Source organism: Enterococcus sp. DIV0574, assembly GCF_051711125.1.
GTDB classification, from domain to species: domain Bacteria; phylum Bacillota; class Bacilli; order Lactobacillales; family Enterococcaceae; genus Enterococcus_D; species Enterococcus_D gallinarum.
Genome location: NZ_JBIOMA010000001.1, coordinates 1,455,608 through 1,481,708 on the forward strand (window position 1 = coordinate 1,455,608; position 26,101 = coordinate 1,481,708).

Annotated in this window: 26 protein-coding genes and 1 tRNA gene; 14 read left to right on the top strand and 13 right to left on the bottom strand. The window is 40.4% G+C overall.

From position 1 onward, the window contains the following. The first annotated feature begins 142 nt into the window (after positions 1-142). Both IGJ45_RS07125 and IGJ45_RS07130 read left to right on the top strand, forming a co-directional pair. A complete protein-coding gene (locus IGJ45_RS07125) occupies positions 143-1,792 on the top strand; it encodes a hypothetical protein (protein ID WP_409531263.1) in 1,650 nt (549 codons plus the stop codon). A 38-nt stretch (positions 1,793-1,830) separates the two neighbouring features. Then, positions 1,831-2,223, top strand: a complete 393-nt coding sequence (locus IGJ45_RS07130; RefSeq protein WP_409531264.1) for a hypothetical protein — start codon at positions 1,831-1,833, stop codon at positions 2,221-2,223. A gap of 177 nt (positions 2,224-2,400) precedes the next feature. On the opposite strand, the gene IGJ45_RS07135 is transcribed toward IGJ45_RS07130, so the two are convergent. The 6 genes from IGJ45_RS07135 to IGJ45_RS07160 all read right to left on the bottom strand — a co-directional run bounded on the left by IGJ45_RS07135 (position 2,401) and on the right by IGJ45_RS07160 (position 8,489). After that, positions 2,401-2,658 carry a hypothetical protein gene (locus tag IGJ45_RS07135; protein WP_236550232.1) on the bottom strand — a complete coding sequence of 86 codons (258 nt, stop codon included), beginning with the start codon at positions 2,656-2,658 and terminating at the stop codon, positions 2,401-2,403. A gap of 74 nt (positions 2,659-2,732) precedes the next feature. Further along, a complete protein-coding gene (locus tag IGJ45_RS07140; RefSeq protein WP_409531265.1) occupies positions 2,733-2,945 on the bottom strand; it encodes a hypothetical protein in 213 nt (70 codons plus the stop codon). A gap of 137 nt (positions 2,946-3,082) precedes the next feature. Next, the gene (uxaC, locus tag IGJ45_RS07145; RefSeq protein ID WP_409531266.1) at positions 3,083-4,468 is read right to left on the bottom strand and encodes a glucuronate isomerase; all 1,386 of its coding nucleotides are present in this window, start codon (positions 4,466-4,468) and stop codon (positions 3,083-3,085) included. A gap of 20 nt (positions 4,469-4,488) precedes the next feature. Then, complete coding sequence (locus tag IGJ45_RS07150; protein WP_438768663.1) at positions 4,489-5,994, bottom strand: UxaA family hydrolase; 1,506 nt, start codon at positions 5,992-5,994, stop codon at positions 4,489-4,491. Between the two features lie 2 nt (positions 5,995-5,996). Continuing rightward, positions 5,997-7,412, bottom strand: a complete 1,416-nt coding sequence (locus IGJ45_RS07155) for a tagaturonate reductase (protein WP_409531268.1) — start codon at positions 7,410-7,412, stop codon at positions 5,997-5,999. Positions 7,413-7,508: 96 nt separating this feature from the next. Next, positions 7,509-8,489 (bottom strand): LacI family DNA-binding transcriptional regulator, encoded by a 981-nt coding sequence (locus IGJ45_RS07160; RefSeq protein WP_409531269.1) that lies wholly within the window; start codon positions 8,487-8,489, stop codon positions 7,509-7,511. 454 nt (positions 8,490-8,943) lie between these two features. Here IGJ45_RS07160 and IGJ45_RS07165 point away from each other — a divergent pair, with 454 nt between their 5' ends. The 4 genes from IGJ45_RS07165 to IGJ45_RS07180 all read left to right on the top strand — a co-directional run bounded on the left by IGJ45_RS07165 (position 8,944) and on the right by IGJ45_RS07180 (position 12,642). Beyond that, on the top strand, positions 8,944-10,257 hold the full coding sequence (locus tag IGJ45_RS07165) for a glycoside hydrolase family 28 protein (RefSeq protein ID WP_308052479.1): 1,314 nt from the start codon (positions 8,944-8,946) through the stop codon (positions 10,255-10,257). Positions 10,258-10,908: 651 nt separating this feature from the next. Beyond that, positions 10,909-11,355 (top strand): GNAT family N-acetyltransferase, encoded by a 447-nt coding sequence (locus tag IGJ45_RS07170; protein ID WP_409531270.1) that lies wholly within the window; start codon positions 10,909-10,911, stop codon positions 11,353-11,355. An 87-nt stretch (positions 11,356-11,442) separates the two neighbouring features. Beyond that, on the top strand, positions 11,443-12,306 hold the full coding sequence (locus IGJ45_RS07175; RefSeq protein ID WP_219645243.1) for a VOC family protein: 864 nt from the start codon (positions 11,443-11,445) through the stop codon (positions 12,304-12,306). 117 nt (positions 12,307-12,423) lie between these two features. Beyond that, positions 12,424-12,642, top strand: coding sequence for a hypothetical protein (locus tag IGJ45_RS07180; protein WP_005472469.1), 219 nt, complete (start codon positions 12,424-12,426; stop codon positions 12,640-12,642). A gap of 200 nt (positions 12,643-12,842) precedes the next feature. Here the strand turns inward: IGJ45_RS07180 and IGJ45_RS07185 are convergent, their stop codons facing one another. The 4 genes from IGJ45_RS07185 to IGJ45_RS07200 all read right to left on the bottom strand — a co-directional run bounded on the left by IGJ45_RS07185 (position 12,843) and on the right by IGJ45_RS07200 (position 15,257). Then, the gene (locus tag IGJ45_RS07185) at positions 12,843-13,334 is read right to left on the bottom strand and encodes a prolyl-tRNA synthetase associated domain-containing protein (RefSeq protein WP_060814174.1); all 492 of its coding nucleotides are present in this window, start codon (positions 13,332-13,334) and stop codon (positions 12,843-12,845) included. Positions 13,335-13,695: 361 nt separating this feature from the next. Further along, positions 13,696-14,106: a hypothetical protein gene (locus IGJ45_RS07190; protein WP_003127172.1), complete on the bottom strand. Its 411-nt coding sequence runs from the start codon at positions 14,104-14,106 to the stop codon at positions 13,696-13,698. Positions 14,107-14,163: 57 nt separating this feature from the next. Beyond that, positions 14,164-14,466 (bottom strand): hypothetical protein, encoded by a 303-nt coding sequence (locus tag IGJ45_RS07195; RefSeq protein ID WP_103300049.1) that lies wholly within the window; start codon positions 14,464-14,466, stop codon positions 14,164-14,166. Between the two features lie 709 nt (positions 14,467-15,175). Continuing rightward, positions 15,176-15,257: transfer RNA gene (locus IGJ45_RS07200), tRNA-Leu, on the bottom strand. A gap of 198 nt (positions 15,258-15,455) precedes the next feature. Between IGJ45_RS07200 and IGJ45_RS07205 the strand changes: the two genes are divergently transcribed. The 4 genes from IGJ45_RS07205 to IGJ45_RS07220 all read left to right on the top strand — a co-directional run bounded on the left by IGJ45_RS07205 (position 15,456) and on the right by IGJ45_RS07220 (position 20,086). After that, the gene (locus IGJ45_RS07205; RefSeq protein ID WP_060814171.1) at positions 15,456-16,565 is read left to right on the top strand and encodes a hypothetical protein; all 1,110 of its coding nucleotides are present in this window, start codon (positions 15,456-15,458) and stop codon (positions 16,563-16,565) included. Continuing rightward, positions 16,565-17,779, top strand: coding sequence for an ABC transporter permease (locus tag IGJ45_RS07210; RefSeq protein ID WP_103300051.1), 1,215 nt, complete (start codon positions 16,565-16,567; stop codon positions 17,777-17,779). Before IGJ45_RS07205 ends, IGJ45_RS07210 begins: the two co-directional genes overlap by 1 nt. A gap of 11 nt (positions 17,780-17,790) precedes the next feature. Next, positions 17,791-18,666 (top strand): ABC transporter ATP-binding protein, encoded by an 876-nt coding sequence (locus tag IGJ45_RS07215; RefSeq protein ID WP_060814169.1) that lies wholly within the window; start codon positions 17,791-17,793, stop codon positions 18,664-18,666. Positions 18,667-18,868: 202 nt separating this feature from the next. Next, positions 18,869-20,086, top strand: a complete 1,218-nt coding sequence (locus tag IGJ45_RS07220) for a pyridoxal phosphate-dependent aminotransferase (RefSeq protein WP_003127177.1) — start codon at positions 18,869-18,871, stop codon at positions 20,084-20,086. A 148-nt stretch (positions 20,087-20,234) separates the two neighbouring features. On the opposite strand, the gene IGJ45_RS07225 is transcribed toward IGJ45_RS07220, so the two are convergent. Further along, on the bottom strand, positions 20,235-20,414 hold the full coding sequence (locus tag IGJ45_RS07225) for a DUF2187 domain-containing protein (RefSeq protein WP_003127178.1): 180 nt from the start codon (positions 20,412-20,414) through the stop codon (positions 20,235-20,237). A 142-nt stretch (positions 20,415-20,556) separates the two neighbouring features. On the opposite strand from IGJ45_RS07225, the gene IGJ45_RS07230 reads away from it, so the two are divergent. Together IGJ45_RS07230 and nagA are read left to right on the top strand one after the other, a co-directional pair. Beyond that, complete coding sequence (locus IGJ45_RS07230) at positions 20,557-21,414, top strand: helix-turn-helix domain-containing protein (RefSeq protein WP_003127180.1); 858 nt, start codon at positions 20,557-20,559, stop codon at positions 21,412-21,414. Positions 21,415-21,470: 56 nt separating this feature from the next. Further along, positions 21,471-22,616: an N-acetylglucosamine-6-phosphate deacetylase gene (gene nagA / locus IGJ45_RS07235; protein ID WP_103300052.1), complete on the top strand. Its 1,146-nt coding sequence runs from the start codon at positions 21,471-21,473 to the stop codon at positions 22,614-22,616. A 189-nt stretch (positions 22,617-22,805) separates the two neighbouring features. Here the strand turns inward: nagA and IGJ45_RS07240 are convergent, their stop codons facing one another. Further along, positions 22,806-23,402 carry an FUSC family protein gene (locus IGJ45_RS07240; protein ID WP_409531272.1) on the bottom strand — a complete coding sequence of 199 codons (597 nt, stop codon included), beginning with the start codon at positions 23,400-23,402 and terminating at the stop codon, positions 22,806-22,808. A gap of 96 nt (positions 23,403-23,498) precedes the next feature. Here IGJ45_RS07240 and IGJ45_RS07245 point away from each other — a divergent pair, with 96 nt between their 5' ends. After that, positions 23,499-24,449 (top strand): aromatic acid exporter family protein, encoded by a 951-nt coding sequence (locus IGJ45_RS07245; RefSeq protein ID WP_005472481.1) that lies wholly within the window; start codon positions 23,499-23,501, stop codon positions 24,447-24,449. A gap of 55 nt (positions 24,450-24,504) precedes the next feature. On the opposite strand, the gene IGJ45_RS07250 is transcribed toward IGJ45_RS07245, so the two are convergent. After that, positions 24,505-25,461 (bottom strand): Gfo/Idh/MocA family protein, encoded by a 957-nt coding sequence (locus IGJ45_RS07250; RefSeq protein ID WP_117474473.1) that lies wholly within the window; start codon positions 25,459-25,461, stop codon positions 24,505-24,507. Positions 25,462-25,586: 125 nt separating this feature from the next. Here IGJ45_RS07250 and IGJ45_RS07255 point away from each other — a divergent pair, with 125 nt between their 5' ends. After that, the gene (locus tag IGJ45_RS07255) at positions 25,587-26,090 is read left to right on the top strand and encodes a hypothetical protein (protein ID WP_034704725.1); all 504 of its coding nucleotides are present in this window, start codon (positions 25,587-25,589) and stop codon (positions 26,088-26,090) included. The last annotated feature ends 11 nt before the right edge of the window (positions 26,091-26,101 follow it).

Consider the following 26,101-nt stretch of genomic DNA (forward strand, 5'->3'; position numbering starts at 1 on the left):
GCTTTGCTCTATTTTTTTCTTTATTTGATAAATTTTTTAGACTATTCAATTGTCAGTGGATATGAGTAAATAAATTAGGGGTTCTATCGATTTTCCACTAAATCAATTGATAGAAAGAACAAAATAAATTAGGAGGATTAAGATGAAAAAATGGTTTCTAGTAGCAATGCTATTTATTTGTAGTGTCTTTGTTAGTACGCAAAAGGCAGCTGCCCAAACGGAGGGCTCGATCACAGATTCCTCTTATTATCGCAACGCTTTAACCGAGAAGATTCCTGCAGATAATGCTTTTATTATGAGAAAAGGGGATGCTACCACTATCGACAAGCTATCTGGCGTAGTGACAAATGAAAGAATTGTCACTGGACTTGATTCTGTAAAAGAAAGTTCTGCCTTGATACGAAATGTTGGGTATTATCATGGTCAACGGATAAACATTAGAGTAACAGTGAAGATGCTGCAGCCTTCTGGTACAGATATGTTGCTTACAGACAGCGATTTTTTAAGATTACAAATATGGCCAAGCGGAATCGCAGAAGTCACTTATGAATTTCTCAACGAAAAGCTGGAACCAGTTACACTAAAAACGACTTTTAATGAAATGGGGTTAAATAAATGGAAAGACATTCGAATTCATCAAGCAGCTGAGGTTATAGATCATATTTTTGCCGCTTCTTTTTCTACTATCACATACAGCGAAGATGATCAAGGAATATTGACTTTAAAAGGGAAAGGCGGAGCCGGTAATTGGGCAGACGATGCTTGCAAACTTGCTATCACAACAAAACCTATCTCAAAGTTTCAATTTACTGTCAAAAACAATGATACGAGACGAGGGGAAACATATAAATCTGAATTAAAGTATTTATCCGTTTTTTTCCCAGCAGTTGAATTTCCTTATGCCTATCCACAAACACTAGCCACTCAGAACATTGAAAACAATGAAGTGATCACTCGTTTCCAACAAACAGTTCCTTACACTGAAACAAACAATTCTCGAACAACTTTATCTTACAGAATCGAAAATCCAGATCAAAATCAGTTTCAATTAAAAGGAGTCGAGATCAAAGATTTTTCTGGAACGGATCGAACAAATTGGTTTGACCAGACCATCGATGATGAGGGGAATTTGCTTGTTCATGCAAAAGCTTCTACACTAAAAAACCGGGCCTTTTATGACAATAGTTATCAGTTTATCATTCACCACACCTTCACTGGAAGTGCAGAACAACCGGTCGATCCTGCACTGATCGAGAATGACTGTTTTCAACTTCAACCAATTCTTTATGAAGATATTGGTGATGGTGAACAGTTAATCGGAAAACTTTCTGCGTCCATTTACTACTATAACGAAGTGAAGATCAATTTTGTTGATGAAAACAATCAACCGCTCTTAGATTCGGGGGAAATCAGAGGGCTGATCACCCATTCTGTTGATTTATCTTCGTTCTATCCCACCATTACTGGGTACTATCCGATCCGAGAAGAAAAAGACCACATCATTGTCATGCCAGGTTCTCAAGAAGTTTTCCATCATTACAAAAAAGGTGTCCCACTACTCTTTACATTAAAAGACCGACAACAAAGAATCGTGATTCCACGCTTTTCTAAAGAAGTCAAGTTATCTTATGACCTTTCCCATGACAGCCATCAAAGCGTCCAAGTTGTTGCCCAATATGGAGAGAAAAAACAGGTGCTAAGAAACTATGATGTGGGAAATACACAAACGGAAGACTCGGTCGTTTTCGAAGTACCAGAAGAATGGCTTAATAAAGAGGTAAATTATATCTAGAGAATAAAGAGGGGGATCAATCAGCAGCAGAAACTCGCGTGTTTGTTCCTGAGTCAGGACCAAGGCTGCAAGTGCCGGCAGTCTTATATTTTGGAACACACCCTATTCCAGCTTTTAATCAGTTTCTTTTTGCTGAAAGTCAGCCAATCAAAGTGGAAGATAACAGTCGCTTAGAAAAAAGCAAATGGACAGTGAAAGTAAAAATCGATACGCCGCTTAAAAACAGTCAGCAACAAGAGCTGCGAGATGCGCTGATTTTTGTTGATAAAACAGGGGATATTCTCTTGTCGGACAAAGCACAGCCGGTCTGGGAAGGCAGTGGATCCGCCACATTAGCTGAGAATCGATTGAAGCTGTTATTGCGACCAACGGATCATGTCGGGGAGTATCACGGCTCGCTGGTTTGGATGTTTGAAGATGCGCCTCAGTAAAAAAATTTTCTATCCGTAAAGTTCAACCTTTTTTCATAATAAAACAAAGTAAGAAACAAGCCCTTCATTCACTAAGGCTGCGACATTCACATAGCTGAAATAAACAAGCAACGTGTTTTTCTCCCTGTGGAAACACGTTGCTTGTTGTTGATTGGTAAACAAAGAATTCTAACCGAATTACAGCAATATCTCACTGCTGAGAGAAAGATTCGCTTCTTTGATTGCTTGACAAATCAAGCGAGCAACGATTAAAGCCCCTTGATCATTCAAGTGAGTATTGTCACTGATACCTTCGGGATAATTCGGATATTCGTTTTTTGAAAGATGCAAAAAAAACTGGCGAGCTTGCCTAGTTGCAAATGTGGAAAAATAGTTTTGCGTCATCGTGAATATATCCAGACAAGGAATCTCAAAGGCAGCAGTAAAATCTCTCATAGCTTCTGGATAAGGTCCCATGGCTAGGGGATTCAAGTTATTATGCTGATGGAACTTCAAGCGAGTGATAGAAGTCAGTAAAACTGGATTTGCTTGCTTTTTTGTGCAACAGCAATAAACTGTGCTAAATTTTCGTGATGTTCTTTTGGCGTCGTTACTCGTTCAGGATCTGTTTTCTGGTCGTTGTGGCCAAACCGAATCAAGAAATAGTCTCCGGGTATAAGCTGCTCGTCGGCTGCTAAGAGGCGTTTTTCTTGAATGAAGCTTTTGGTTGAACGTCCATTCATAGCTAAATGAATGACCGTAACCTCTGGGGAGAGGAAGGTTGATATTTTTCTCCCCAGCCAGTTTCCGGACGCTTGTCAGTCATTTTAGTTGCAGCAGTTGAATCACCGGCAATAATTAGTTTAACCATCATCCACCTCTAAAAATCAAAATAATCCGCTGCATTTTGGTAACAGATACCTTCAACAAATTCTTTTAACTGTCTGGTATCACTTGGTGCTTCGCCGCGAAGAATGAGTTCTCCCAACCATTCACAAAAAACTCTTCGGAAATATTCATGTCTGGTATACGAAAGAAAACTACGGGAATCAGTCAGCATACCAACAAAATTTGCTAACACGCTACCATCTGCAAACTTCGTCAATTGCCGACGCATGCCGGCACGGGTATCGTTGTACCACCAGCCAGAACCGAGTTGAAGTTTGTTGTTGCCTTCTTTTTGATAACAGCCCATCAGCGCTACCAGCACATCATAATCATTTGGATTCAATGAATACAAAATCGTTTGCGGAAGAGTCTCTTTCCTCTCCGCAGCATCCAGTAATGCTTGAAGTGAGCCAGTGATCGGCTGATCGTTGATGCCGTCATAACCTGTGTCAGGTCCCAATTGATTGAGCATATTCGTGTTGCAGTTTCTATAAGCATGAAGATGCAGTTGCATTGTCCAGCCATGGTTGTGATATTGTTCAAATAAATGAAGCAAGAGGGCAGAGCGATAGACTGCTGCTTCTGCTTCTGTAATGATTTCCTGATTTCTCGCTTTTTCAAAGATAGCTTGAGGAGACACGCTGTTTTCTAGGAAATTCAAGTGATCCAATGCGTGATCGGATAAGCGACAATTCATTTGGTGAAAAAAAGTAATTCGGCAGTCAAGTGCTGTTAACAAGTCTTCATAGCTATCGATCCTGTGGCCAACAACTGTTGCTAATTGATCGATATAGTCGTTAAATCCACTTTGTTGGATATTTAAGGCTTTATCAGGACGAAAGGTTGGTAATACCCGAAAGCGGCTTTCTTCGTTAGCCAATTTGCGATGAAATGCTAGTGAATCTGTCGGATCATCGGTGGTACAAATGAGTTGCACATTGCTGTTGGCGATGATTTCTCTTCTGCTAAAGGTCTTTGATTGCAATTTTTGGTTGACGATTTGCCAGATTTCTGGCGCGTTTTCTTCATTAATCATCAGATCGACACCAAAGAAACGTTTTAACTCCAAGTGGGTCCAGACGTAAAGGGGGTTGCCGATAATTTTAGGAACTGTCTGGCACCAAGCAATAAATTTGTCATAATCCGCTGCTTCGCCAGTAATCAACGATTCATCTACTCCGCATGCCCGCATCAACCGCCATTTGTAGTGGTCACCGGCCAACCAAGCTTCGGTGATATTTCGGAAAGGATGATCATCATAAATCTCTTGGGGATCTAAATGGCAGTGGTAGTCAATGATCGGCATTTTCTTGGCGTATTGATGATACAAATCTTTGGCAAAGTCATTCGTTAGTAAAAAATCATCATTTAAAAACATTGGCTTCCTCTTTTCTTCGTTTATAAAGTGACACCATTCTTGAAGATGGCGATTTCTCGAACGTTATTTGCTTCATTACGGGTTTTGGTCCCACTAGCGACCGCAATGATCGCTTGAATAAAATCAGCGAGAACGTCTTCCATTGGTTCATATAATAACCGACCTGCATTGAAATCCATCCAATGGGGTTTCTTCTCGAATAATTCTTGGTTGGTGGCAACTTTCATCGTAGGGACAAACGCACCAAAGGGGGTTCCTCGTCCTGTCGTAAATAAGACCAACTGACAATCAGCCGAAACGAGAGCAGAAGCAGCCACTAGGTCATTACCAGGTCCTTCAAGAAGACTGAGACCGCTTTCGCGGATTTTATCTCCGTATTTCAAGACGTCGACGACCGCAGAGGTGCCGGATTTTTGCGTGCAGCCTAAAGACTTATCTTCCAATGTGGTGATTCCACCCGCTTTATTGCCTGGAGAAGGATTCTCATAAACAGGTTCGCCATACGAAAGAAAATAATCTTTAAAGTCATTGATCAGATGAAGAATCTTTTCAAAAGTTGCTTGGTCTTTGGCACGAGACATCAATACTTGCTCGGCACCAAACATTTCCGGTACTTCCGTCAACACAGTGCTGCCACCTTGAGAAACCAAGAAATCTGAAAATGCTCCTAATAACGGGTTGGCAGTGATACCAGAAAATCCATCTGAGCCGCCGCATTTTAAGCCAACTTTTAATTCACTTAAAGGCACATCTTCCCGCCGGTCGTCTTTGGTAGCTTGCAGCAATTCGTGCAATAATGCTTCACCCGCTTCGATTTCATCTTGGCTTTCTTGAGCGACTAAGAATTTGACACGTTCTGTGTCGTAATCGCCTAGCTTTTCTTTAAATTCAGCGACCGTATTATTCTCACAACCGAGACCAAAAACGAGCACCCCACCAGCATTTGGGTGTTGCACAGCATCGATCAAAATTTGCCGGGTGTTTTGGTGATCTTGCCCTAATTGCGAACACCCGTAAGGATGTTTGAGAATCGTGATCGAGTCAAAAGTTCCTAAGTCGGGATGACTTTGTTTGAAATTTTCGACGATGATCTCAGCGATTCCATTGATACAGCCCACTGTGGGTACGACATACAAATCATTACGAATCCCGACTTTGCCATTTTTTCTCCGGTAGCCTTTAAAAGTCAATTGACTTTTTGGATACACTACTGGATGTAGGTTCGGCTCATAGGTATAAGCCAGCGTTCCTGAAAGATTGGTCTTGACATTGTGGGTATGTAGCCACTGTCCAGCTTTTACATCGGACAAAAGATGACCAATAGGGTAACCATACTTGATGACGTGATCGCCTTTATTCAAATCAATAAGTGCGATCTTGTGACCTTGAGGAATCTCCTCTGTAAAACTATAGGATCGCCCTTCAAATGTAAGCTGTGTCTCTTTCGTGATTGCATGCAAAGCAACCGCAACATTGTCTTTTGGATGCAATTTGAGAAAATCGGTCTTGTTTTTTATTTCTGTCATAATCATTCCGCCTTTTTTTGAGTCGGCTCATTTTTTAATGAGTCAACGAGGTATCGAGAACCCTTGTTTGAAAGTAGCACTACCATTTGTGAAACTTCTTTGTTGAACACGCTCAAGTCCACTCCCCATAACTTTTCTTGTCCTAGAATAAAACTGACTTGTTCAGAAGAGTCGAGGGCGCGTGCCTTTTCAAAGAGAGCTAGCACAGCTTCATCGTCTTGACAATCGGTCGTTAAATACAAGTAAATCAGTCCGGCTAATGATGCAAGGATTCTTGGCGGCAGTAACTGTTGCTGATGATGACGGAGCAACAACGGCAAGAGACGTGCTTTAAATTTTGAGACGCTATTCAAGGCGATCGACTGCAGTTGATGATGAACATAAGGATTTTTAAACCGTTCTTTGATCTGTTCCGCATACTGGATCAATTCTTCTTGCGGCAGGTCTAGCATAGGAATCAGTTCTTCATTGAATAGCTCATCAATGAAGCATGTAAAATCAGGATCAAGCATCACCTCTTCAACCGTTGCCAAACCAGCTAGAAGGGCCAGAGGGACCATGGCTGTATGAGGGCCATTCAAAAGATGCACCTTCCGTTCACGATAGGGGGTCAGGTCTTCAGTAAAGATTACATTCAAACTCGCAGCTGGCAATGGAAGTTTCTGAGATACGGTATGCGATGGGTCTTCGATCACCCACAACATGAATGGTTCGGCAGTGACCATCAAACGGTCCTCATACCCGTGTAATTGATTCAACTCCTCTGCTTTTGATTGGGGGTAGCCAGGAACGATTCGATCGACTAAACTACAGCAGAAAGTGTTTTCATTTTCTAACCAGGTATGAAAGCTGTCCTCTAGTTGCCACAGTGAGCAATATTGTTGGATACACGCTTTTAATTTTTCTCCATTTCGATCGATCAACTCACAGGGAATGATCGTGTAACCTGATTTATTCGCTTGGTACCGTTGATAGAGCAGCGCAGTTAATTTAGCCGGAAAACTTTTTGGCGGCATATCTGTCCGTTTATCTTGAGGATCAAAGGCAATTCCTGCTTCAGTCGTATTGGAAACAATGATGTCCAAGTCATCAATTTCAGCTAGAGCTAAATAATCCTGCCATTGTTCATAGGGATTCAATACGCGGCTAATCGTCGTGATGATCTCAGAGGTTTGGACAGGACGGCCGTCTGCTAATCCTTCTAAAATTACCGTATACAAATGGTTCTGCTCCGCCAATAGAGATCCTAGACCTTGTTGAATTGGTTGGACTACTACAGCGCTGCCATTGAAGAGACCTTGCTTATTCATCTGCTGTAGCTGCCAGTTAAAAAAGCCTCGCATAAAGTTTCCTTCGCCGAATTGAATCACTTTTTCCGACTTGCGAGTAGGATGAGTCATTTCAGTTATTTTTTTCATTGTAACCTCCAATATTCATTGATTTATAATGAACGTCTGCCATTTTGCACACGTTAACATTTTTGGCAACAGCCAAAAGCATTCAAGAAGCGAATGCTAGAGGGAATCTCTGATTGTTAGTTCTGTATCTAAAAGGTATTGTTTTTGTGAAACAGAACCGTTGATTGAATCTAGAAGCAGTTGTGCCCCAAGCTGACTCATTTCAAAAACGGGCTTGCTAATGGTTGTCAACGGGGGATTCGTATATTTTGAAAACGGGACATTGTCAAATCCAATAATGGCGATATCGGCAGGGATTGCAAGGCCATATTCAAGACAAGTGTTGATTGCGCCAATGGCCATGTCATCGTTGGAACAGAAAATCACTTCTGGCGGCTCTGCAAGTTCCAGTAATTGTTTGGCACATTTTCGACCGCTCTCGATAGAATAGTCTCCAGTGACAGCGTATTCTGTTGGAAACGCTAGCCCGTGCTCAGTAAGAGCCCGCATGAAACCTTTCTTACGCTCTATACTGGAACGAAAAGTTGGCTTGCCTTCAATGATCGCAACTTTTTTATAGCCTAACTGAATCGCGTAGTCAATGGCTTGATAAACGCCTTGCGCATCATTGCTTGTGACATTTAAAAATGATGGTCTATCCATTTGCCGATTGAGAACGACCACCGGCAAATCTAAGTGACTGATTTCTTCGATGAAAGTGTCATCTTGATCGCTTTGACTCATAACGATGATGCCATCCATCCTTGGCAAGTCCTCAACTGGACTGGTGAGGGTCGTCATATCGTGGACCGCTAAGCGATACTCTGGCGGTAGGGTGGTATTGATTCCCTTGATCACTTCAACCAAAAAGCGATCCGATGTACCTGCCGACAAATTAGAAAAGTAAAGGCCAATAATATACGACTTCTGATTGACTAGACTTTTGGCATTGACATTCGGCGTATAATTTAAAGAACGCGCAATGTCACCAATTTTCTTTTTTGTGGCTGGCTTGATTAGTGGACTGTCATTTAACGCTCTTGAAACCGTGGTATGGGAGACGCCTGCGATTTTTGCAATATCTTTGATAGTGACCATATGTATCCCTCGACTTTCTCATTGGTTTTAGCATATATCCTAAAGAGAGGAATGTCAATATATCAATAATGCACACGTTAACTTTTTTCTTTGAACCTGTATTCACAAGAAATTTTTTATGCTAGAATGGACATATCTTAAGAAATGATTCTGTCAGTAATTACAGGAGGAATCCCATGAAAAGGGTAGGGGCTATTCAGAAACATTCAACCTTTTTTTATAACATTTTCCTTCCATTTTCTATAATTGGAAACGTTTTAATAATAGGGTTTGGAAGTTTCATTTATCATCGCACATATAAGGATATTCAGAAAACATTGGTCCAAAATCAGCAAAATTTCGTTCAGCAAGTCAAAGGAAATCTCGATCAAAAAATTCAGATCGCTTTAAAGGATTTGCACAGCTGTGCAAACTAGCCTTTTAATAGAACCTTTAAAGAAGGAAGGGGAAAAGAATGGAAATTAGTATTGACATCAACGATTATTTAAATGGAAAGTCAGTGACAGCAACAATCCAAGGGTATATCGATCAGCTTCATCAGGCAGGAGGAGGGAGGCTGATGTTTGCCTCGGGGGTGTATCCAACAGGTTCACTGATGTTAAAAAGTAATGTTGAACTCCATCTACAACCGGGAGCTGTTCTTCGATTCTCGGATGATCCCAAAGAGTATCCAGTGGTGGTTTCGCGTTGGGAAGGGGTGAAACGGGAAGTCTATGCTTCTTGTATCTATGCCGACGGTGCCGAAAATATTGCAATCACAGGTTTTGGCACGATAGATGGTCAAGGTCAGAAATGGTGGGATGTCTTTCGCAATCATCCAGAGCAGTTAGAATATCCGCGACCAAAACTGATCAGTTTTGATTCCTGTCAGCAAATCACATTGCGAGATGTTAGTTTGGTTAATTCTCCTAGCTGGACAGTCAATCCAATCTTATGCCAAGACATCACTGTGGATAATATTAAGATCAAAAATCCTGCAGACTCGCCAAATACTGATGGCATTGATCCGGAGTCTTGCAAAAATGTTCGTATCAGCAATTGTTTGATCGATGTAGGGGATGATTGTATTGCCATTAAATCAGGAACAGAAGAGACAAAAGAACGCGTTTCCTGTGAAAATATCACGATCAGCAACTGTCAAATGCTCCATGGTCATGGTGGGGTCGTTTTAGGAAGCGAAATGAGCGGAGATATTCGCAATGTGACCATCTCAAATTGTATATTCCAAGACACCGATCGCGGCATTCGTTTGAAATCTCGTAGAGGACGCGGCGGGGTTATTGAGGATATTCGAGTGAACAACCTAATTATGGACAATGTGATTTGCCCATTTACGCTGAATTTGTATTATTTTTGTGGTCCCAAAGGAAAAGAAAAGTATGTTTGGGATAAAAATCCTTACCCAATCTCTGAGGAGACTCCTCAGTTTAGGAGAATTCATTTTGCCAATATCTCCGCGCGAAATGTTCATGCTGCTGCTGGTTTTATTTATGGTTTATCTGAACAATTCATTTCAGATATCTCGTTTCATGAAGTAGCAATTTCCATGGCAAAAGAGCCCATACCCGGAAAACCAGCTATGATGACTGGAATGGAAGAGATGACCAGTCAAGGATTCTATATTGGCTGTGCTAAAAATGTTCATTTTGACCGTTTAGAATTAGTCGATGTTGAACATGCCTTCCATATCGAGAATAGCCAGGGGATTGAAGTTGACCGTTCCCAAGAAAATGGCAAGCCTCTCGTGCTTCATGGTGATTTTTCGTGAAACAGCGGCAAACGTTGCAAAGGTTTGGATCATTTCATAGAAAGGAACCAATAGTTCTTGTAAGAAAGTTCTTTTATGAGAAAACGATTGTCTCGAAAAGTTTTTGTTAGAACTCAATTAACAAGAACCAGTGTCGGCTTATTTTTGCCTATCCTTATGAGAAAAAGCTAGTGCCTTTTGTTCTTTTCAACCACTCTCATGGAGGCAGTTTTTCTATTGGCAAAGAAGAATTACGCAGTAGCAGTCACTATTTGTAGCCAGAAAGTTTTCTAGAAACATTGATCGCTGAGGGCTATGCAGTTGGAGCAATCGATATTTGGGAATTTGGTGAGAGAAAACATGGTGAAAGTACGGTGTTTTAAAATTTTAGTTCATAGGACAAACCACTCTGGACCACCATACTCAACAACAATCAACAGTTTTGAATCTACAATAATGCGTATTGATGGATCAGAAAGTAAATCAGATATAAAAACGGCTGGCAGCCTAGAGGGGGCTTGCCAGCCGTTTTATATCGTCTGTGTTTTATAAGAACTTATTATATTAGAGAAGTCAACTACGCCAAAAGGGTTTCCGAAAAAACAATTATCAAGCCGAAAGTGGTAAAATAATGCGAATGCTGCTTAATTTCAATAAGGAAGGATTTTTGAAATGGAAATTAAATTTTTGCAAAAAGATCAACCAAACTGGTTGGCTTATGCGGATCAAATTGCCAGCGTCGATTGGAAAGCTGCTGCATTTGTAGCAAATAAGATGCGTCAGAGAAGCTATAACGACTGGGAAGGCGTTTTTGTGGCTGTTGCCCACAATCAATTAGCTGGATTTTGTACGATCGTCAAAGAGGATATTGTCCCTCTTCAAGTCGCTCCTTTTATTGCGACCGTGTATGTTGCTCCCAGCTATCGCGGCAATCATCTTAGTCAGCAATTGGTATCTGCTGCAGAACGGCGCTTGCATCAGATCGGTTTTGATACGATCTATATTGTCACTCAGCTGACAGGTTTGTATGAAAAATTGGGCTATCAAAAAATTGAGACAGCCACCGATCGCTTCGGGAGAAGGATGCGTGTTTTGGCAAAAAATGAAGAATTCTGCTAGTCAAGCAAATCTCTTTACTTACTTTAAGTTAGTGTTATTATTAAAGTAACAAGTCATCCATTCGAGATGAGAAAAGGAGCAGAAACAATGACGGTGATTATTCCAGAATTTCAACTTCATGAACAGACTCAAATTGGGAAAGTTGTCTTAAAAGTAGCCAACTTAGAAAAAATGATTGCTTTTTATACTCAAGTGATCGGACTATCATTGATCGAAAAAAATCAGCAGACAGCTCGCTTAGGTACGACAGAGAAAATACTGCTTGAACTGATCAAAGTCGAAAATCCATTGCCTCTCACAAGGAAAACAGGACTGTTTCATATCGCTTTCCTTTTGCCGACTCGCAAAGATTTAGGCAATACACTGATCCATTATTTGCAAAGCAATGCACCGATCGATGGCGCCAGTGATCATGGCTACAGCGAAGCATTGTACTTAACAGATCCCGAGGGGAATGGGATTGAAGTGTATCGTGATAAACCAAAATCTGAATGGGATATTCGAGAAGATGGCGAAATTGTTGGAATCACAAAAGAAATGGATGCAGAGGGGGTTGTCGCAGCAGCAGACAGCCAACAATCAAGTTTCCCCACAGGCACTATTGTGGGACATGTTCATTTAAAAGTTGCTGATTTAGCCCAGACAGAAACTTTTTATACCCAAGTCGTAGGACTGAGCTTAAAAAATAATTTTGGGAACCAAGCAAAATTTTTTGCGGCAGGAGATTATCATCACCATATTGGCTCGAATACTTGGATGGGCAAAGGTGTGACTCCTATGGCAGACAATGATCTAGGATTGGCTTATTATACCTTTGTGCTCCCAGACAAAGAAGCCTTTGAGTCATTGCTCACGCATCTTGAGAAGGAAAATGTATCCCTTACTCTTGAATCAAGTAGGCGTTTGGCTTTATTGGATCCAAATGGCATCCAAGTCAAAATGGAATACTAGGTAAAAATGATAGCTTTTGATGTTTTTGAATCCTTGATAGCAGTTTCAGTCTAAAGACGGATGGGGAAAGATCGGCTTTATGAGATACTTGGCATATCAAAAAAGGAGTGCAGGAACATGAAATGGTGGCATCTGATGAATACGCTATGGGTTTCATTGATTTTAACTAGTTTGCTGGTACTATTTGTTCAAGACCCATTTATGACTAATTATGGCATCGATCCAATGGCGAAATTTGCTTACTTGGCATTGATTGGTATTCTTGCGATTGGATTATATGGCGTCCAATCCGTCTGGAAACATCAATTAATGAAAGTATCAATGACAAAAAAATAAGCGGGGACCCGTCAGCGGGTCCTTTTTTGTTTTTGAAAGTCAGTTGCGGATGTGAAGCAAAAAATACCTTTTAGATGATAGTTTGCCGGGCAGCAAGTTTTGTGCACATTGATGAGGGGTGACTGGCGGGTTTGACAAAATAGATGCCAGTAAAAAGTATCAGGGCTGTGCGGACTGATTCCAGCACAACCCCATGAAAATCAGGAGATATCTATGATCTGATAAGAAAAGCCATTGACCGTTAAAAAGTTGAATACATCCTTGGTAGCAAGGAAGATCGTCTTGGTATTTGTATTAGGATGGAAACTCATTCGTGGTTTTTTAGTGATTTCGCGCTCAAAGAAAATCTGAATATCTCGCTCTGGATTGTTTAAGAGCCCAAATATGGAGACAACGCCAGGTGGCAAGTGCATTTTTTTCCACAAAAGATCAGGAGAAGCTAATTTGACTCGTGATTCACCAGTGATTTCTTTGAGCAGATTTAGATCAAGCCGTTTTTGATCGTCCATTATTAGGAGATAATAGGCGGTCTTTTTTTTATTGGTTAAAAACATCGATTTTGTTCGAACCCCATCAATTCCAGCAATAAAGCTGTCTGCTTCCGCAGTTGTACTTGCAGGCGGGTGTTCGATCACTTCAAAGGAAATGTTCAAGTCGGTCAGTCTTGCAGCAACAGATTCAAAAGGATCCAATACGATCAACTCCTAGTCTCTTTTTTATTACTATATCATAAGTATAAGTTTTAAAATGCCTATTCAATCGCATGAAAGATAGAGAGAGTAACAAAAAAGCAGCGTAGCTGCTAGTGTAGGTCGTTAGGTCGTTAACTTTAGTGATCGAAATCTGAAAACAGATCTGAAAAAATTTCTCATAAAGAATTGAGGAGCAAAGAGCTTTCGTCATGCGCATGGATCGAGCGTCTGTCAGTGAGCAGAAGCTGCTTTTTACAGGCTGATTCTGCCATTAGTTGTCAAAATAACCCCTTTTGCTTGATAAAGAGCAAGTAAGCGTCTCGTTACCAAATTATTTTTCCAAAGATTCATAAGCAGAAAGTTACTGAGATTCTTCGGCTGCAAGTTTGAGACCAAATTTAGAGATCACCCACAGTAGAACAGCAGCAATCAGGGTACCAACAAATCCAAAAAACATGTCTAGGGGATCGGGGGTATTCATAACGCCTAATACCGTTTCGCTTAATAAATTGGCAATCAGCAAGAAAATAGTCAATCCGAGAGTATAGGTGAATTTGACGCCCATCAATAACCAAAAATACCCTAGCAGACCAATGATCAAGCTAATAGAGAAATTGGAAATGTGTAAATAAAAGTCGGGGTAAATCGCTGTAAAAAAGGTTATATCTAGATATTTTGATAAATAGGCAAATAGTGCCAAAAAAATCAGTAGTAAATAGAGTAAAGATGCCCAAACTTTTGGGTAATAATGTAGCTTTATTTGATTTTTCAATATGAACTCCTGTAATCGATTGATTGGCTCAAAAACGTAGCTATTGTTCTGGTATAGTTAGGGATTGTTAATAAAAAACGCAGCTAGTGTTTTTTTTATTTGTTTATAGTCTTTTGTAACAAAATAGTTGGCAGGGACATTGATGATCGGCAGATCATTTTCGTTGTCAAACGGGACAAATGGATCAGGTACAACCAAATAATCCACTTGGTCTTTATCGCGGAAATAATTGATTGAGACATCATAATCATTGGCGAAATAATTCTTAAGCTCAGAATAATCTGCAAAAAAGAACGCTGGTGACAATGTGGTATAACTGAGCCCATTACTTGCAGTCAAAACGAAACAGATTTTTTTCATCTTATTTCTCCTTTTTTATGATTTTATTCGTACGTATATGTTAAGGGGGAGATCGATGAGAATGGTGTAAAAATACTAAAGGATCAAGAAAGTGTCCTGCACGTATTTACCAAACAATGTTTAAACCAAAACAGCTCGGTTGTCTGTGTCTTTTTATAGACAAGTTCATTCTTTTTTACTGGTCAATCGAGTGCTGTTAATTAGTGAGATCTGACTAACGACGGTCTAAATGAAAAGCAATTATTTGCTGACTCTAGTTTCTTTTTTTTGGTTTCTTTTATCATAGAGAAGTTTGAGCAACTCATAGAGAGCCGTGAGTACTGCAATGCAAAAAAGTAAAGTCGTATATCTGATAAGAAAAATTAGATTGAACCATAATCCGTAGACCATCGGCATAACCACGATCAAGCAAAGATACAATTCGATTTTTCGGCGTCTCCTCAATTGCAGCCATCGTTCATCAGACATGTTCTCGCTCCTTTGATCAAGATAGAATTTCCATGCAATCTTCTATGTGTTTGACTCAACGTATAGACAAATAGAAGAAATACTTAGAAACAGTATAACCGAAAATGACAAAATCACATAACTAGGACGGCAATTTCGTCCTAATTGTGTTTTTGTCATAGATTTATAAATAACAATTGCATACAACTAATTGAACTGGAAATACAAAAAAGCAAATTACCGAAGTAATTTGCCGGTACGATGCAGACGATGGGATTTGAACCCACACGAGCTAAGCTCACACGCCCCTCAAGCGTGCGTGTCTGCCGTTCCACCACGTCTGCTTATTGTTTTTGTAGACTGACAGCTGATTGCAGCCATCACGTCTAAAAAACATGTTACCGATTATCTTCACGTTTGTCAATGCTATTTTAGGGATTTATAAAAGGACATTTTTCTTGCTTTTTATTGAAAAAAAATATTTAAGTGGCAGAATCTGGTATAATGAGAAAATAACTTTGGAGCTTTAAGGAGATTGATAAATGAACTACTTTAAAAATCTGCTGGCTAAATCGATTCGGCAGCGCCGTTTTTTGTTTACGATGATGGCAGCGTTCTTGATTGGTGTGGGGCTCGCTTTTTATCTTACATTCATGGAACCAGTGAATGTACAGGCAGAAATCACTATGCAAAAAGCGCAAGCATTACGGCTTGTAGACAATTATCAGAATTATCCAAATGAATCTCAGGACAAGCAAGAAACCTATCAACTGCTGCTGGCAAACAACACATTATCTAATCGGCAAGCCTCGAATCTAATCATGGAAGAATTTCCTCGTTTCAATCGGACCAGTGAAGAGATTGCAACAATTCAGCTGCAATTATGGGAAACCGCTTTACCAGATAAAGCCTTTTTACCATCGATCTGGCAATTGCAGCAAAATAAAGTGGTAGCAGCGCAATTAGAAGAACAGGAAAAAGCTCCTTTTCTTACTGTTGACAATGCGCAGACTGCTGTTGCGTTGACTATTCAAGTGTTATTGGGATTTGGCTTTTTATTCCTGGCATTTTTTGCTAGCGATAATTTGCTGGAAGAAAAGCGCCATTTTTCTCTGATCCATTCCTATCCACAAGTCTTCCCTATAAGGATGATCAGTAAAGTCGGGGTAAAGATGATTGGTCATCTGGCAACGATCAGCCTGTTGCTTCTAGGAATCACTGCGGCCATGTCGGTGATCGGACGATGGGGGGATTGGCACTATCCAACGGCTGTCTATTATCATCATACTTGGCATGCCGTACCTTTCTGGCAATACTTTCTATTGGTACTCGTGCTTTTGACAAGTTTGATTATTGTGACAGAGTTACTGGGCTTTGTGGCCAATGTTTTGATTCCAAATCGCTATGTTTCTTTTTTTCTCCTTTGTCTTTGCTATGGTCTCGGTACAATCGCTAGTACACCATTCAGTAAATATTCCCCTTTTGCTGTTTTTGATTTGCAAAAGATCCTCACAGGTGAGTTTGCAGTCAGATCGCAATCGACAGTCGGGTTAGGGACAGCTTTCATCCTTCTTTTCTTATGGGGGGTGGGAGCGGTCGCCTTCTTGTTGATCGCAGATAAGAAAAACTGGCTAGCGAAAGGAGTCATATAATGAAAAATTATTTTCTCTTTGAACTACAGCAATTAATCAAAAGTAAAAAAACGATCGGGCTATGGTGCTTGTTAGTAATCGTTGCTGGCGTATACAGTTTTCGTGATCGCACCTATCGGCCAATTGAGCGAATAGACAAAAATGAAATTGAACAGCGGTATTTGACTAGACAATCCTTTTTGGATGAACAAGCAGAAAATCCCTCAGATCATTGGTCCGCCGCCATGGCAGTAGCGATGTTCGAGCCATGGAATCAAGCAGATAGCTTACGATTAACTTCCCTAGCTGCCAATGATTGGCAAAAGTATGCCAAAGCAACGAGCCAATGGTATCAGCTGAGTCTCCAATATACCGATGATGAAACAATTTTCTTCACGCCTGACTATTATACTTATCAGAACTATTATGCGGCTTATGATGGGAAATACGGCTATGCCTCCACTGCAAAATGGATGGAAAGTGCCAGCCAATTACCAAACAAAAAGCTTTCCAAGTATGTGTTGGAACAAAAAACGGGTATCCAATCTGTTCAGCGGGCATTTACGAATTACTTGCCGTTTCTCTTTCTTGGCGTGACGATCTTTTTGGCAATCGATAGTCTGACCAAGGATCGTCGACACAAAAGCTTATTCTTATCTTTGCCGGTGACGGTAGATGAGATTCTTTGGGCGAAGACAGCGGCACTGTTTATTGTGTCAACACTGATGATGATCAGTACACTCGTTTTGATTTGGATCGGTGTCGGCTGCCAATTCGGCTTTGGCTCATTGGACCTACCCGTCAGTATCTTGTCTTCATCCTTTGATGCCCGTTATCCTATTTCTTCTGCCGATGTTTTTTATACACGCCCTGTTGGAGTTTTCTTACTTCAGTGTATGGGGGTAGGAATCGTGCTGCAATTGATCTATATCCGAGGCATTCTTTTGCTGAGCACACTTTGGCGCTCAGAATTAGCCAATCTCTTTCTTGCTGGTTTTGGCTTGATTAGTCCACTTATTTTTCAGAGACGCTGGTTTAGTGCATTCTTGGATAAATCAAATGATGCCTATTTGTATCAAAATTATGGTCAGATCCTTTCAGGATTCAGCCGTTTTTATTTTGGGTCCTCTGAGTTTGTCCTTGCGAAAGGACTGCTGCTTTTTGGTGTAGTGTGGCTGCTGATCGAGATCGGTCTTTTTGTTCGTGTACAGCAGAAGCAATTTAAGCTTGTTTAGGAGGTTTGGAAATGTTAGCAATGAAAAACGTAACTGTGACATTTAAACGAAATGTTTTGGATGATTTAACGTTGGCCTTTCATCCTGGAGAAATCGTCGGCTTAGTGGCGCCGAACGGTACTGGAAAATCAACACTACTCAATGTATTGATGAATTTTGTTCAGCCGACTAGTGGGGAGATCTTTCTCGATCAAACACAGCTTTACACGTCCAAGAAGTCAGAAATGGCAGCTCACCAGAAAATCTCTTTTTTCCCTGATCAGAACGATCTATATAATGATCTCAGCGGATTAGAACATTTAAAACTTTATCAACGAATGTGGCGATCAGAGGAAGCGCTGATTGATCAAACCGTGAATCAATTAAGAATGACTGACTATATCAAGCGGCCGGTTGGAACCTATTCGTTGGGGATGCGTCAAAGACTGTGTTTTGCGATGCAGATCGTGACAGACACGCCCTATATGTTGATGGACGAAGTCATGAATGGGTTGGATCCGACCAATGTGGAATTGATTTCTAACGTTTTAAAAGGGTTGCGGGAGAAAAAGAAATCGATCCTGATTGCTTCCCATATTTTGACCAATTTGGATAGTTATGCAGATCGCGTTTTGTTTTTGAAAGATGGCAAGATTATCCATGAATACCTGGGAAAGAATTCTTTAATAGATGAACCAATTTATTTAAAAGCAAAAGATCCAGAGTTTTTGGTTTCATTTCCCGAATTAACAACATTGACAATCGATCTTCAAGAACAGGTCTATTTAATCGAAATCAGTGATCCTCAGCTGCCGCAACGCTTTATTGAAGCTGGTTTTACAGAATTTTCAATTGGCCATCTCGCATTAGCTGAACGCTATTTAAAATTCTTTCCAGAGAATGACTGAACAAAAACGAATGAACGGCTAGGCAATAAAAGAGCGTTCATTCGTTTCTTTTAGAAAAGAATTTATTTAAAAGTCGTAAAGTTCTGTCAATTTGACCGTTTTTTTTCTAAACTTTTTGCTATAATAAATGCAATCTTTTAAAAAAGAATATCACTAGAACCAAGGTAATTTGCATTGATTCTACTGTCAAAGGAGAATTCGAATGAGAAAATTTGAAAAGTCATCAAAACTAGAAGGCGTAAGTTATGATGTCCGGGGACCAGTCCTAGAAGAAGCAGAACGGATGCAAGAAGAAGGCATCAGCATCTTGAAATTGAATACAGGTAATCCGGCACCATTTGGTTTTGAAGCGCCAAATGAGATCGTCCGTGACTTGATTATGAATGTGCGGGAGTCTGAAGGCTACTCTGATTCTAAAGGGATTTTTTCAGCCCGCAAAGCCATCGAGCAATATTATCAATTACAAAAGTTTCCAAATGTGACGATCAATGATATTTATACCGGAAATGGTGTATCAGAACTGATCACCATGTGTATGCAAGGGCTATGCAATAATGGCGATGAAGTGTTGGTGCCGATGCCTGATTATCCTTTATGGACGGCATCGATCTCTTTAGCTGGTGGAAAACCTGTACACTACATTTGCGATGAACAATCTGACTGGAACCCAGATATTGAAGATATTCGTTCAAAAATCACAAGTAAAACGAAAGCCATCGTGATCATCAACCCTAATAATCCTACAGGTGCTGTCTATCCAAAAGAAGTATTGCAGCAAATTGTTGATGTGGCTCGCGACCATGACTTGATTATTTTTTCTGACGAAATCTATGATCGGTTAGTGATGGATGATTATGTTCACGTCCCAATCGCTACATTAGCTCCGGATCGCTTTGTTGTGACTCTTGGTGGATTGTCTAAATCACATCGTGTAGCCGGATTCCGGGTTGGCTGGATGGTCCTTAGCGGGGATAAGAGAAACGTTAAAGATTATATTGAGGGCTTGAATATGCTTTCCTCTATGAGGCTTTGTTCAAATGTTCTTTCTCAGCAGATCATTCAGACGGCGTTAGGTGGCTATCAAAGTTCGGATGAACTGCTGCTTCCAGGAGGAAGGATCTATGAGCAAAGAGAGTATATTTATCAAGCATTGAATGACATTCCTGGTTTATCAGCTGTTAAACCTAAAGCGGCATTTTATATTTTCCCTAAGATCGATGTCAAACGCTTCAATATTAAGAATGATGAACAGTTTGTGTTGGATTTTCTGCATGAGCACCATGTGCTATTAGTGCACGGGGGCGGATTTAATTGGCAAGAACCAGATCATTTCCGAATCGTTTATTTACCGAATATGGATGATTTGAAAGCAACGACCGAAAAGATGCGGGAGTTTTTAGCCACTTATCAGCAAAAATAAGTAAGCAAAAGTAGGAATGAACAATAGTAAAAAAAACGAACAGTTGGCTCCTTATCCTGTACCTTGTAGCAAGGCATCGGACCAGATCCAACTGCTCTTTTTTTTGATTGATCGAATATCTTAAAATCATAGCGCTTATTGCATATGCTTAGTCAGCAGTCTGCTGACATTTTTTTTTACTGATGATCATTCGATCATTGAATTTTTCCAGCATTTCTTCGCTAGGGTCTGTCACTTGCACAAGAACCGAATTTTCATATTCTCTTTCGACTTTTCCTGCATAGACCTTGCCTTCCCAAGTGAAGGTAATGGTGCTGTTAATCGTCATAGAAACACCTCGTTTTAAATTGTTAAAAAATACCAAGATATTGTTGGAATTGCTTTCCTTTTTGCTATTATGTGCTAAAATGAAGAAAATTAAAAATGCGAATTCGCATTTTTTTTAATGTTGAAAAAGTTGGAGGAGAGTCATGGCAAATTCACAAGAATCCTTTGGCCAAATCATTCGCACGTTCCGCAAAAAGCGCAAGATGACACAAAAGATGTTGGCAGAAGATATCTGTTCACAAAGTGTTTTGAGCCGGATCGAAAATAATGAAGAATTACCGAATGTATTGGTCATGCATCAAATCTGTCAACGATTAGGCGTTACCTTAGATCAAGTAATGATGCTCCATGCTGAAGAGATCAATCGAACGAATCAAGTGTTCGCTCAAATGGAAAGCCATTTTGTTCATAAAGAGTACCAAGAGTTATTGACCAAACTGCAGGATAAAACGATCATGGACTATCTATATTTGGACGCAGACATGCAAATGTACTATTACTTTTTAGGGAGTTGCGAATATTTCTTGTTCCAAGATTATGAAGCAGCGATTGAAAGCCTTAAAAAAGGCTTATCCTACTCTTATCAGCAAGATAAAATCAATATCTCTGTGATGGAGATTCGACTCTTAAGTTGTATGGGGCGAGTGTATAATGATATGCAGCAATTAGAAGAAGCACGTTTTCATCTAGAAAAAAGTTACCATGGGGTGCAAGTGCTGCCGGCAGAACGGATGACCACAACCTTGACCAAAGTATTCTACAACTATGCAGTTTTTTTAGCGAAACAAGAAGAATTCACCACTGCTTTACAAATTCTAGAAGAAGGTATCGATCTTGCCAGAGAAAAGAACAGTTTCTATTTTTTAGAAGAATTATTTGAACTGAAAGGCCATGTCTTTGTCGCTCTTGACAATCAGCAAGCAGCCGATGAAAGTTTTGCTCTTTATCAAGCGGTCGTCGATATTCGAAATTCATCGAGAAATGGTGTAGACCTTTCTTGACTTCTTACTCAAATAAGAGTAATTTTAAGGAAGAAAAGAAATAAGGAGCGATCAAGATGAAAACATATATTTATGCGGACAAATTCTTTTTGAAGTCAGCTGTTCATGGGGCAGGTTATCTGGAGATCATTGACGGCAAATTTGGCGATATCGTCAATGAAGTACCGGAAGATGCGGAAGTAACTGATTATTCTGGGCAATGGATAGCTCCAGGACTCGTAGATACCCATATCCATGGGTTCATGAACCACGATGTCATGGACAACGATGCAGAAGGGATCAAAGCTATGTCAGAAGGCTTATTGTCTTGTGGTGTAACTTCTTTCTTGCCGACGACATTGACTTCCAGCAAAGAACGTCTAAGAGATGTAGCAGAAACTGTCGGACAAGTGAAAGATTCTGTTACCGGTGCGAAAATCCAAGGGATTTATTTTGAAGGACCTTTCTTTACTGAAGAACACAAAGGTGCTCAAAATCCAATCTATTTTGGTGATCCAGACATCGATACATTCCACGAATGGCAGGAAGCTTCTGGTGGGATTATCAAAAAAATTGCCTTAGCTCCTGAACGTAAAGGCGTTACCGATTTTGTGTCTCAAGTGACAGAAGAAGGTGTTGTGGTTGCCTTAGGTCATAGTAATGGGACTTTACAGGAAGCTGAAGCTGCTGTTGAAGCAGGAGCCAGTGTTTTTGTTCATGCCTATAACGGAATGAGAGGACTAAATCACCGTGAACCAGGGATGGTAGGAGCATTGCTATCATTAAAAGAAGTATTCTCTGAATTGATCTGTGATGGACATCATGTTCATCCGCAAGCGGCTGAGATCTTGATGGAAAAAGCCGGGCATGACCATGTTGCTTTGATCACCGACTGTATGATGGCAGGAGGTATGCCGGATGGAGATTATATTCTTGGAGAATTCCCTGTTGTCGTAAAAGATGGAACAGCTCGTCTAAAAGAAGGAAACTTGGCCGGAAGTATTTTGAAATTAAAAGAAGCCATCAAAAATGTTGTTGAGTGGGAGATTGCTACCCCGCAAGAAGCAATCATGATGGCAAGTCTAGTGCCAGCAATCAGTTGTAAAATCGACGACAAATGCGGCATGATCAAGAAAGGTCGGGCAGCTGACTTTATCGTGTTGGACCCTCAAATGAATCTGCAAGCGACATTTTTAGATGGTGTTTGCCGGTACGAAGCTTAAGCAGAAAAAAGACACAGATCGCCAATTGGTGATCTGTGCTTTTTTTGTAAAAACGTTTAATTGTTTTATCGATTTTCATCAATAGCTGGAAGGTAGATCAAATTTTTCTTGCCCAACAAAAGAAAACAGCAAAAACGCCTTCCTCACAAGCTGTCTTGATACGCAAAAAGCTAAGTAGTGAGAGGGCGTTTATTTTTGTTCTTGCTGCTTGGAGATTTCTTCTTGAACATCTTCCAGCATAGTTTTCAATTCCGTTTCTCTTTCCTTCAATACAACCAAGTCTTCTTTGATTTCTGCTCGTTTTTCTTTTTCGGGAGGCCTCAAGACAAAATTGATGAAGATCGCAATCAGCGTACCAATAAAAGTGTCTAACACGCGATCTAATGCAAAAATAAAAGACTCTCCTTGTGGAACACTAAGAGTGATCAATAACATCGTAGCAATCCCAGAAATAATACCGGAATTATTATTGATCCCATCCGAAAGAACGATAATGAAGGCCACTAAAGCAGGGAGCACCAATAACTCGATCAAAAAATCATTGTGGAAATATTGTTTCATGAAGAAGTAGATGATGGCAGTAGCCCCACCAATCGAATTTCCTAAAACTCGTGATTTCCCAAAAGAAAGGGTCGTTGTTAAATCTTGACGTAGTGAGAAGACAGCGGAAAGGGCAGCGATCAAAGGCTGTCCGCGATTCAAAAATCGAAACAGCAAGATACACAACATGACAGCAATTGCGGTTTTTATCGTTCGCATCCCTAGACGAAAGCGGCCAAATTGCATGATCGATTTCCTCCTTTTCTTTAATCATAACCAAAATAACCGATAAATTCTAGTGAAATCCTTTTTTGTTTAGTATACTTTGAAAGGAGGTGCAGAATGAAAATTGGAATGAGAACAGTCAAGACAGCGATTGCTTCGGGTTTATCGATGGCAGTGGCTCAAGCGATTGGGTTATTATATGCGCCAGCCGCAGGGATCATTGCGATTTTGAGCGTAGGAAACACAAAGAAAACATCGCTTTATACGGGCATTGGACGCTTGATCTCACTGGCACTGGCGACAATTCTGGCATTTTGCAGTTTTTCGCTTCTCGGATATAATCCATTAGGGTTTGTGCTCTTTTTGTTTTTGTTCATCCCAATGGCTGTCCGTTTTTCATTGACAGATGGCATCGTGGTCAATTCAGTCTTAGTAACGCACTATTTACTGGAAGAATCCTTTGCTTGGCGCTTGATCGTCAATGAATTCTTGCTCATGATTCTCGGAGTTGGCTTTGCATTAGTATTTAATCTTTATATGCCAGATGGAGAAAAAGAACTGAAAGAATTGCAGCAAGAAACAGAAAAGACGTTTAAAAGACTTTTAAAAGATATGTCTGAACACTTAAATCAACCTTCTCGATTGACCTTGCAAGGGCAATGTCAATCATTATTGGCAAAGATTCGACAAGGACAAGAAAAAGCACAGGTTCATCAAGAAAACCAATGGAGCCAAAAGAATAGTTACTATGAAGCGTATTTTGCGATGCGGCGTGCGCAAGTTCGTTTGTTGACAGAAATGATTGGTCTCTTGCGATCCATTTGGGTAGAAGAAGTTTATACAGAGAAATTTCGTGCCTTGCTGCTGTATACCGCAGAAACATTTGATGAAGCTAACGACGGCGAAGACCTTTTGCTAAGGATCGAAGAGTTGTATCAAGATTATCGACAAAAACCGCTGCCTAGAAATCGCGAGGAGTTTGAAAATCGCGCGCAATTGTTTCAATTTTTGCAGTCGTTTAAACGTTTTATTGAAATCAAAGCCGAATTTGCTGAACGGGATCATTAAGAAAAGGAAAGAATACGACTGCCCAGCGATTTGATTCGCTGGGCAGTCAATTGTTTTATTTTGTTTGCTTCCAAAATTGTTGCATCTGGTCTAAGACGGCAATGACGTCGCTTGTTAGATGGATCGATCCTTTAGAAGTCCCTTCAATAGTTTTAATCATATTGGCGATTTCGTAATTTAGTGCTTGGGTCGTATCGCCTGTTTCAATAAACTCATTGGAGCCATCACGATAGTGGATGGTTGCTTTATCAGCCCGCGGATATTCTTCGACTGTGATATAGCCTTCTTCAAAAGCAACGATTCCTGTTTTTGGCATTTTAGCTTGGAAAGTTAGGGTCACACTGGCCATTTCATCAGCTGGGTTACGCAAAATCGTCACGGATTGTTCATCAACGCCGGTTTCAAAAGGCTTCATGCTGCTGAATTCTACCTTTGGTGACTCACTCATGAAAAAGCGGGCAAAAGAGACGGCATAAGTACCAATGTCAAGCAGTGCACCGCCGCCTAAATCAGGATTGAAAAAACGATTTTGAGGATCAGGATCCTTGTAACTGCCAAAAGGTGCTTGAATCATTTTTAATTTTCCTAGTTTGCCAGAGGCTACGATTTCTTTTAGACGGTGATAAAGCGGCATGTTGTAGATGGTCATCGCCTCTTCTAAAACCAATCCTTTTTCTTTGGCTAAGGCCAGTTCTTCAGCAAGTTCATCGCCACTTGTAGTGATCGCTTTTTCGCAAAGAACGTGTTTCCCTGCTGCCAGTGCTGCCATGATGTAGTGATGGTGGATATCATTTGGTACCGCAATATAGACGATATCGATCGATGGATCAGCCAACATTGCTTCAGCAGATTCATAAGCCTGAGGAATCGAGAAACGTTCCGCAAATGCTTGGACTTTTGAGTAACGGCGGGCACAGACACCGTACAAATCGCTAGCATCGCTTGCAAATCCAGCGGCAAATTGTGTGGCGATGTCTCCAAGGCCAATTATGCCCCAACGATATTTTTTCATTTTCTATCAGCTCCTTCGTTTTTAGTATAACAAAACTTAGTGAATCTTAAAAATATTGCAAAGCCAAAGTTAAAAGTTCCATTTATGTCCAGCTTTCAGTAAAATAGATACAGGAGGGATGTATGATGCATAACGTGTCTATTGCAATTATTTTAAGTACAGTTATTGAACAATATTCTACGGAAGCTCGTTTCTATGAAACGCAGCTTGGAATCGATCGAGAACAATGGGAGGCCTGGAAAAATGGGACAGCGAGTTTGACACCTGCTGAAAATCAGAAAATCAAATTGCTGTTCTCTGATTATGAATGGATGCTGATTCAAAAAATTGTTCGTCAAACGGTGATCTATCCCGAAAAGAGAACAAGTGCGGTAGCTGAATTCAAGAAAATGAAGACACAGATTGCACGCACGTGGCTTTCAAATGATTTGGCAAAAGTGGAATTATTAACACAATCTGAAGAAAGTACCCAATACCTTGATTTAAGAGTCAGTATTACGTATGATGAATGGGGCTATGACGACATTTTGAACTTCCGTCTGCCTGCTTTTGTCCAACAACAAATCAAGAATGAGAAAATTGAGTTGTTGGCATGGGTCAAAGAGAATTTAGAAGAGACATATAATTAAAGGTAGGGTTT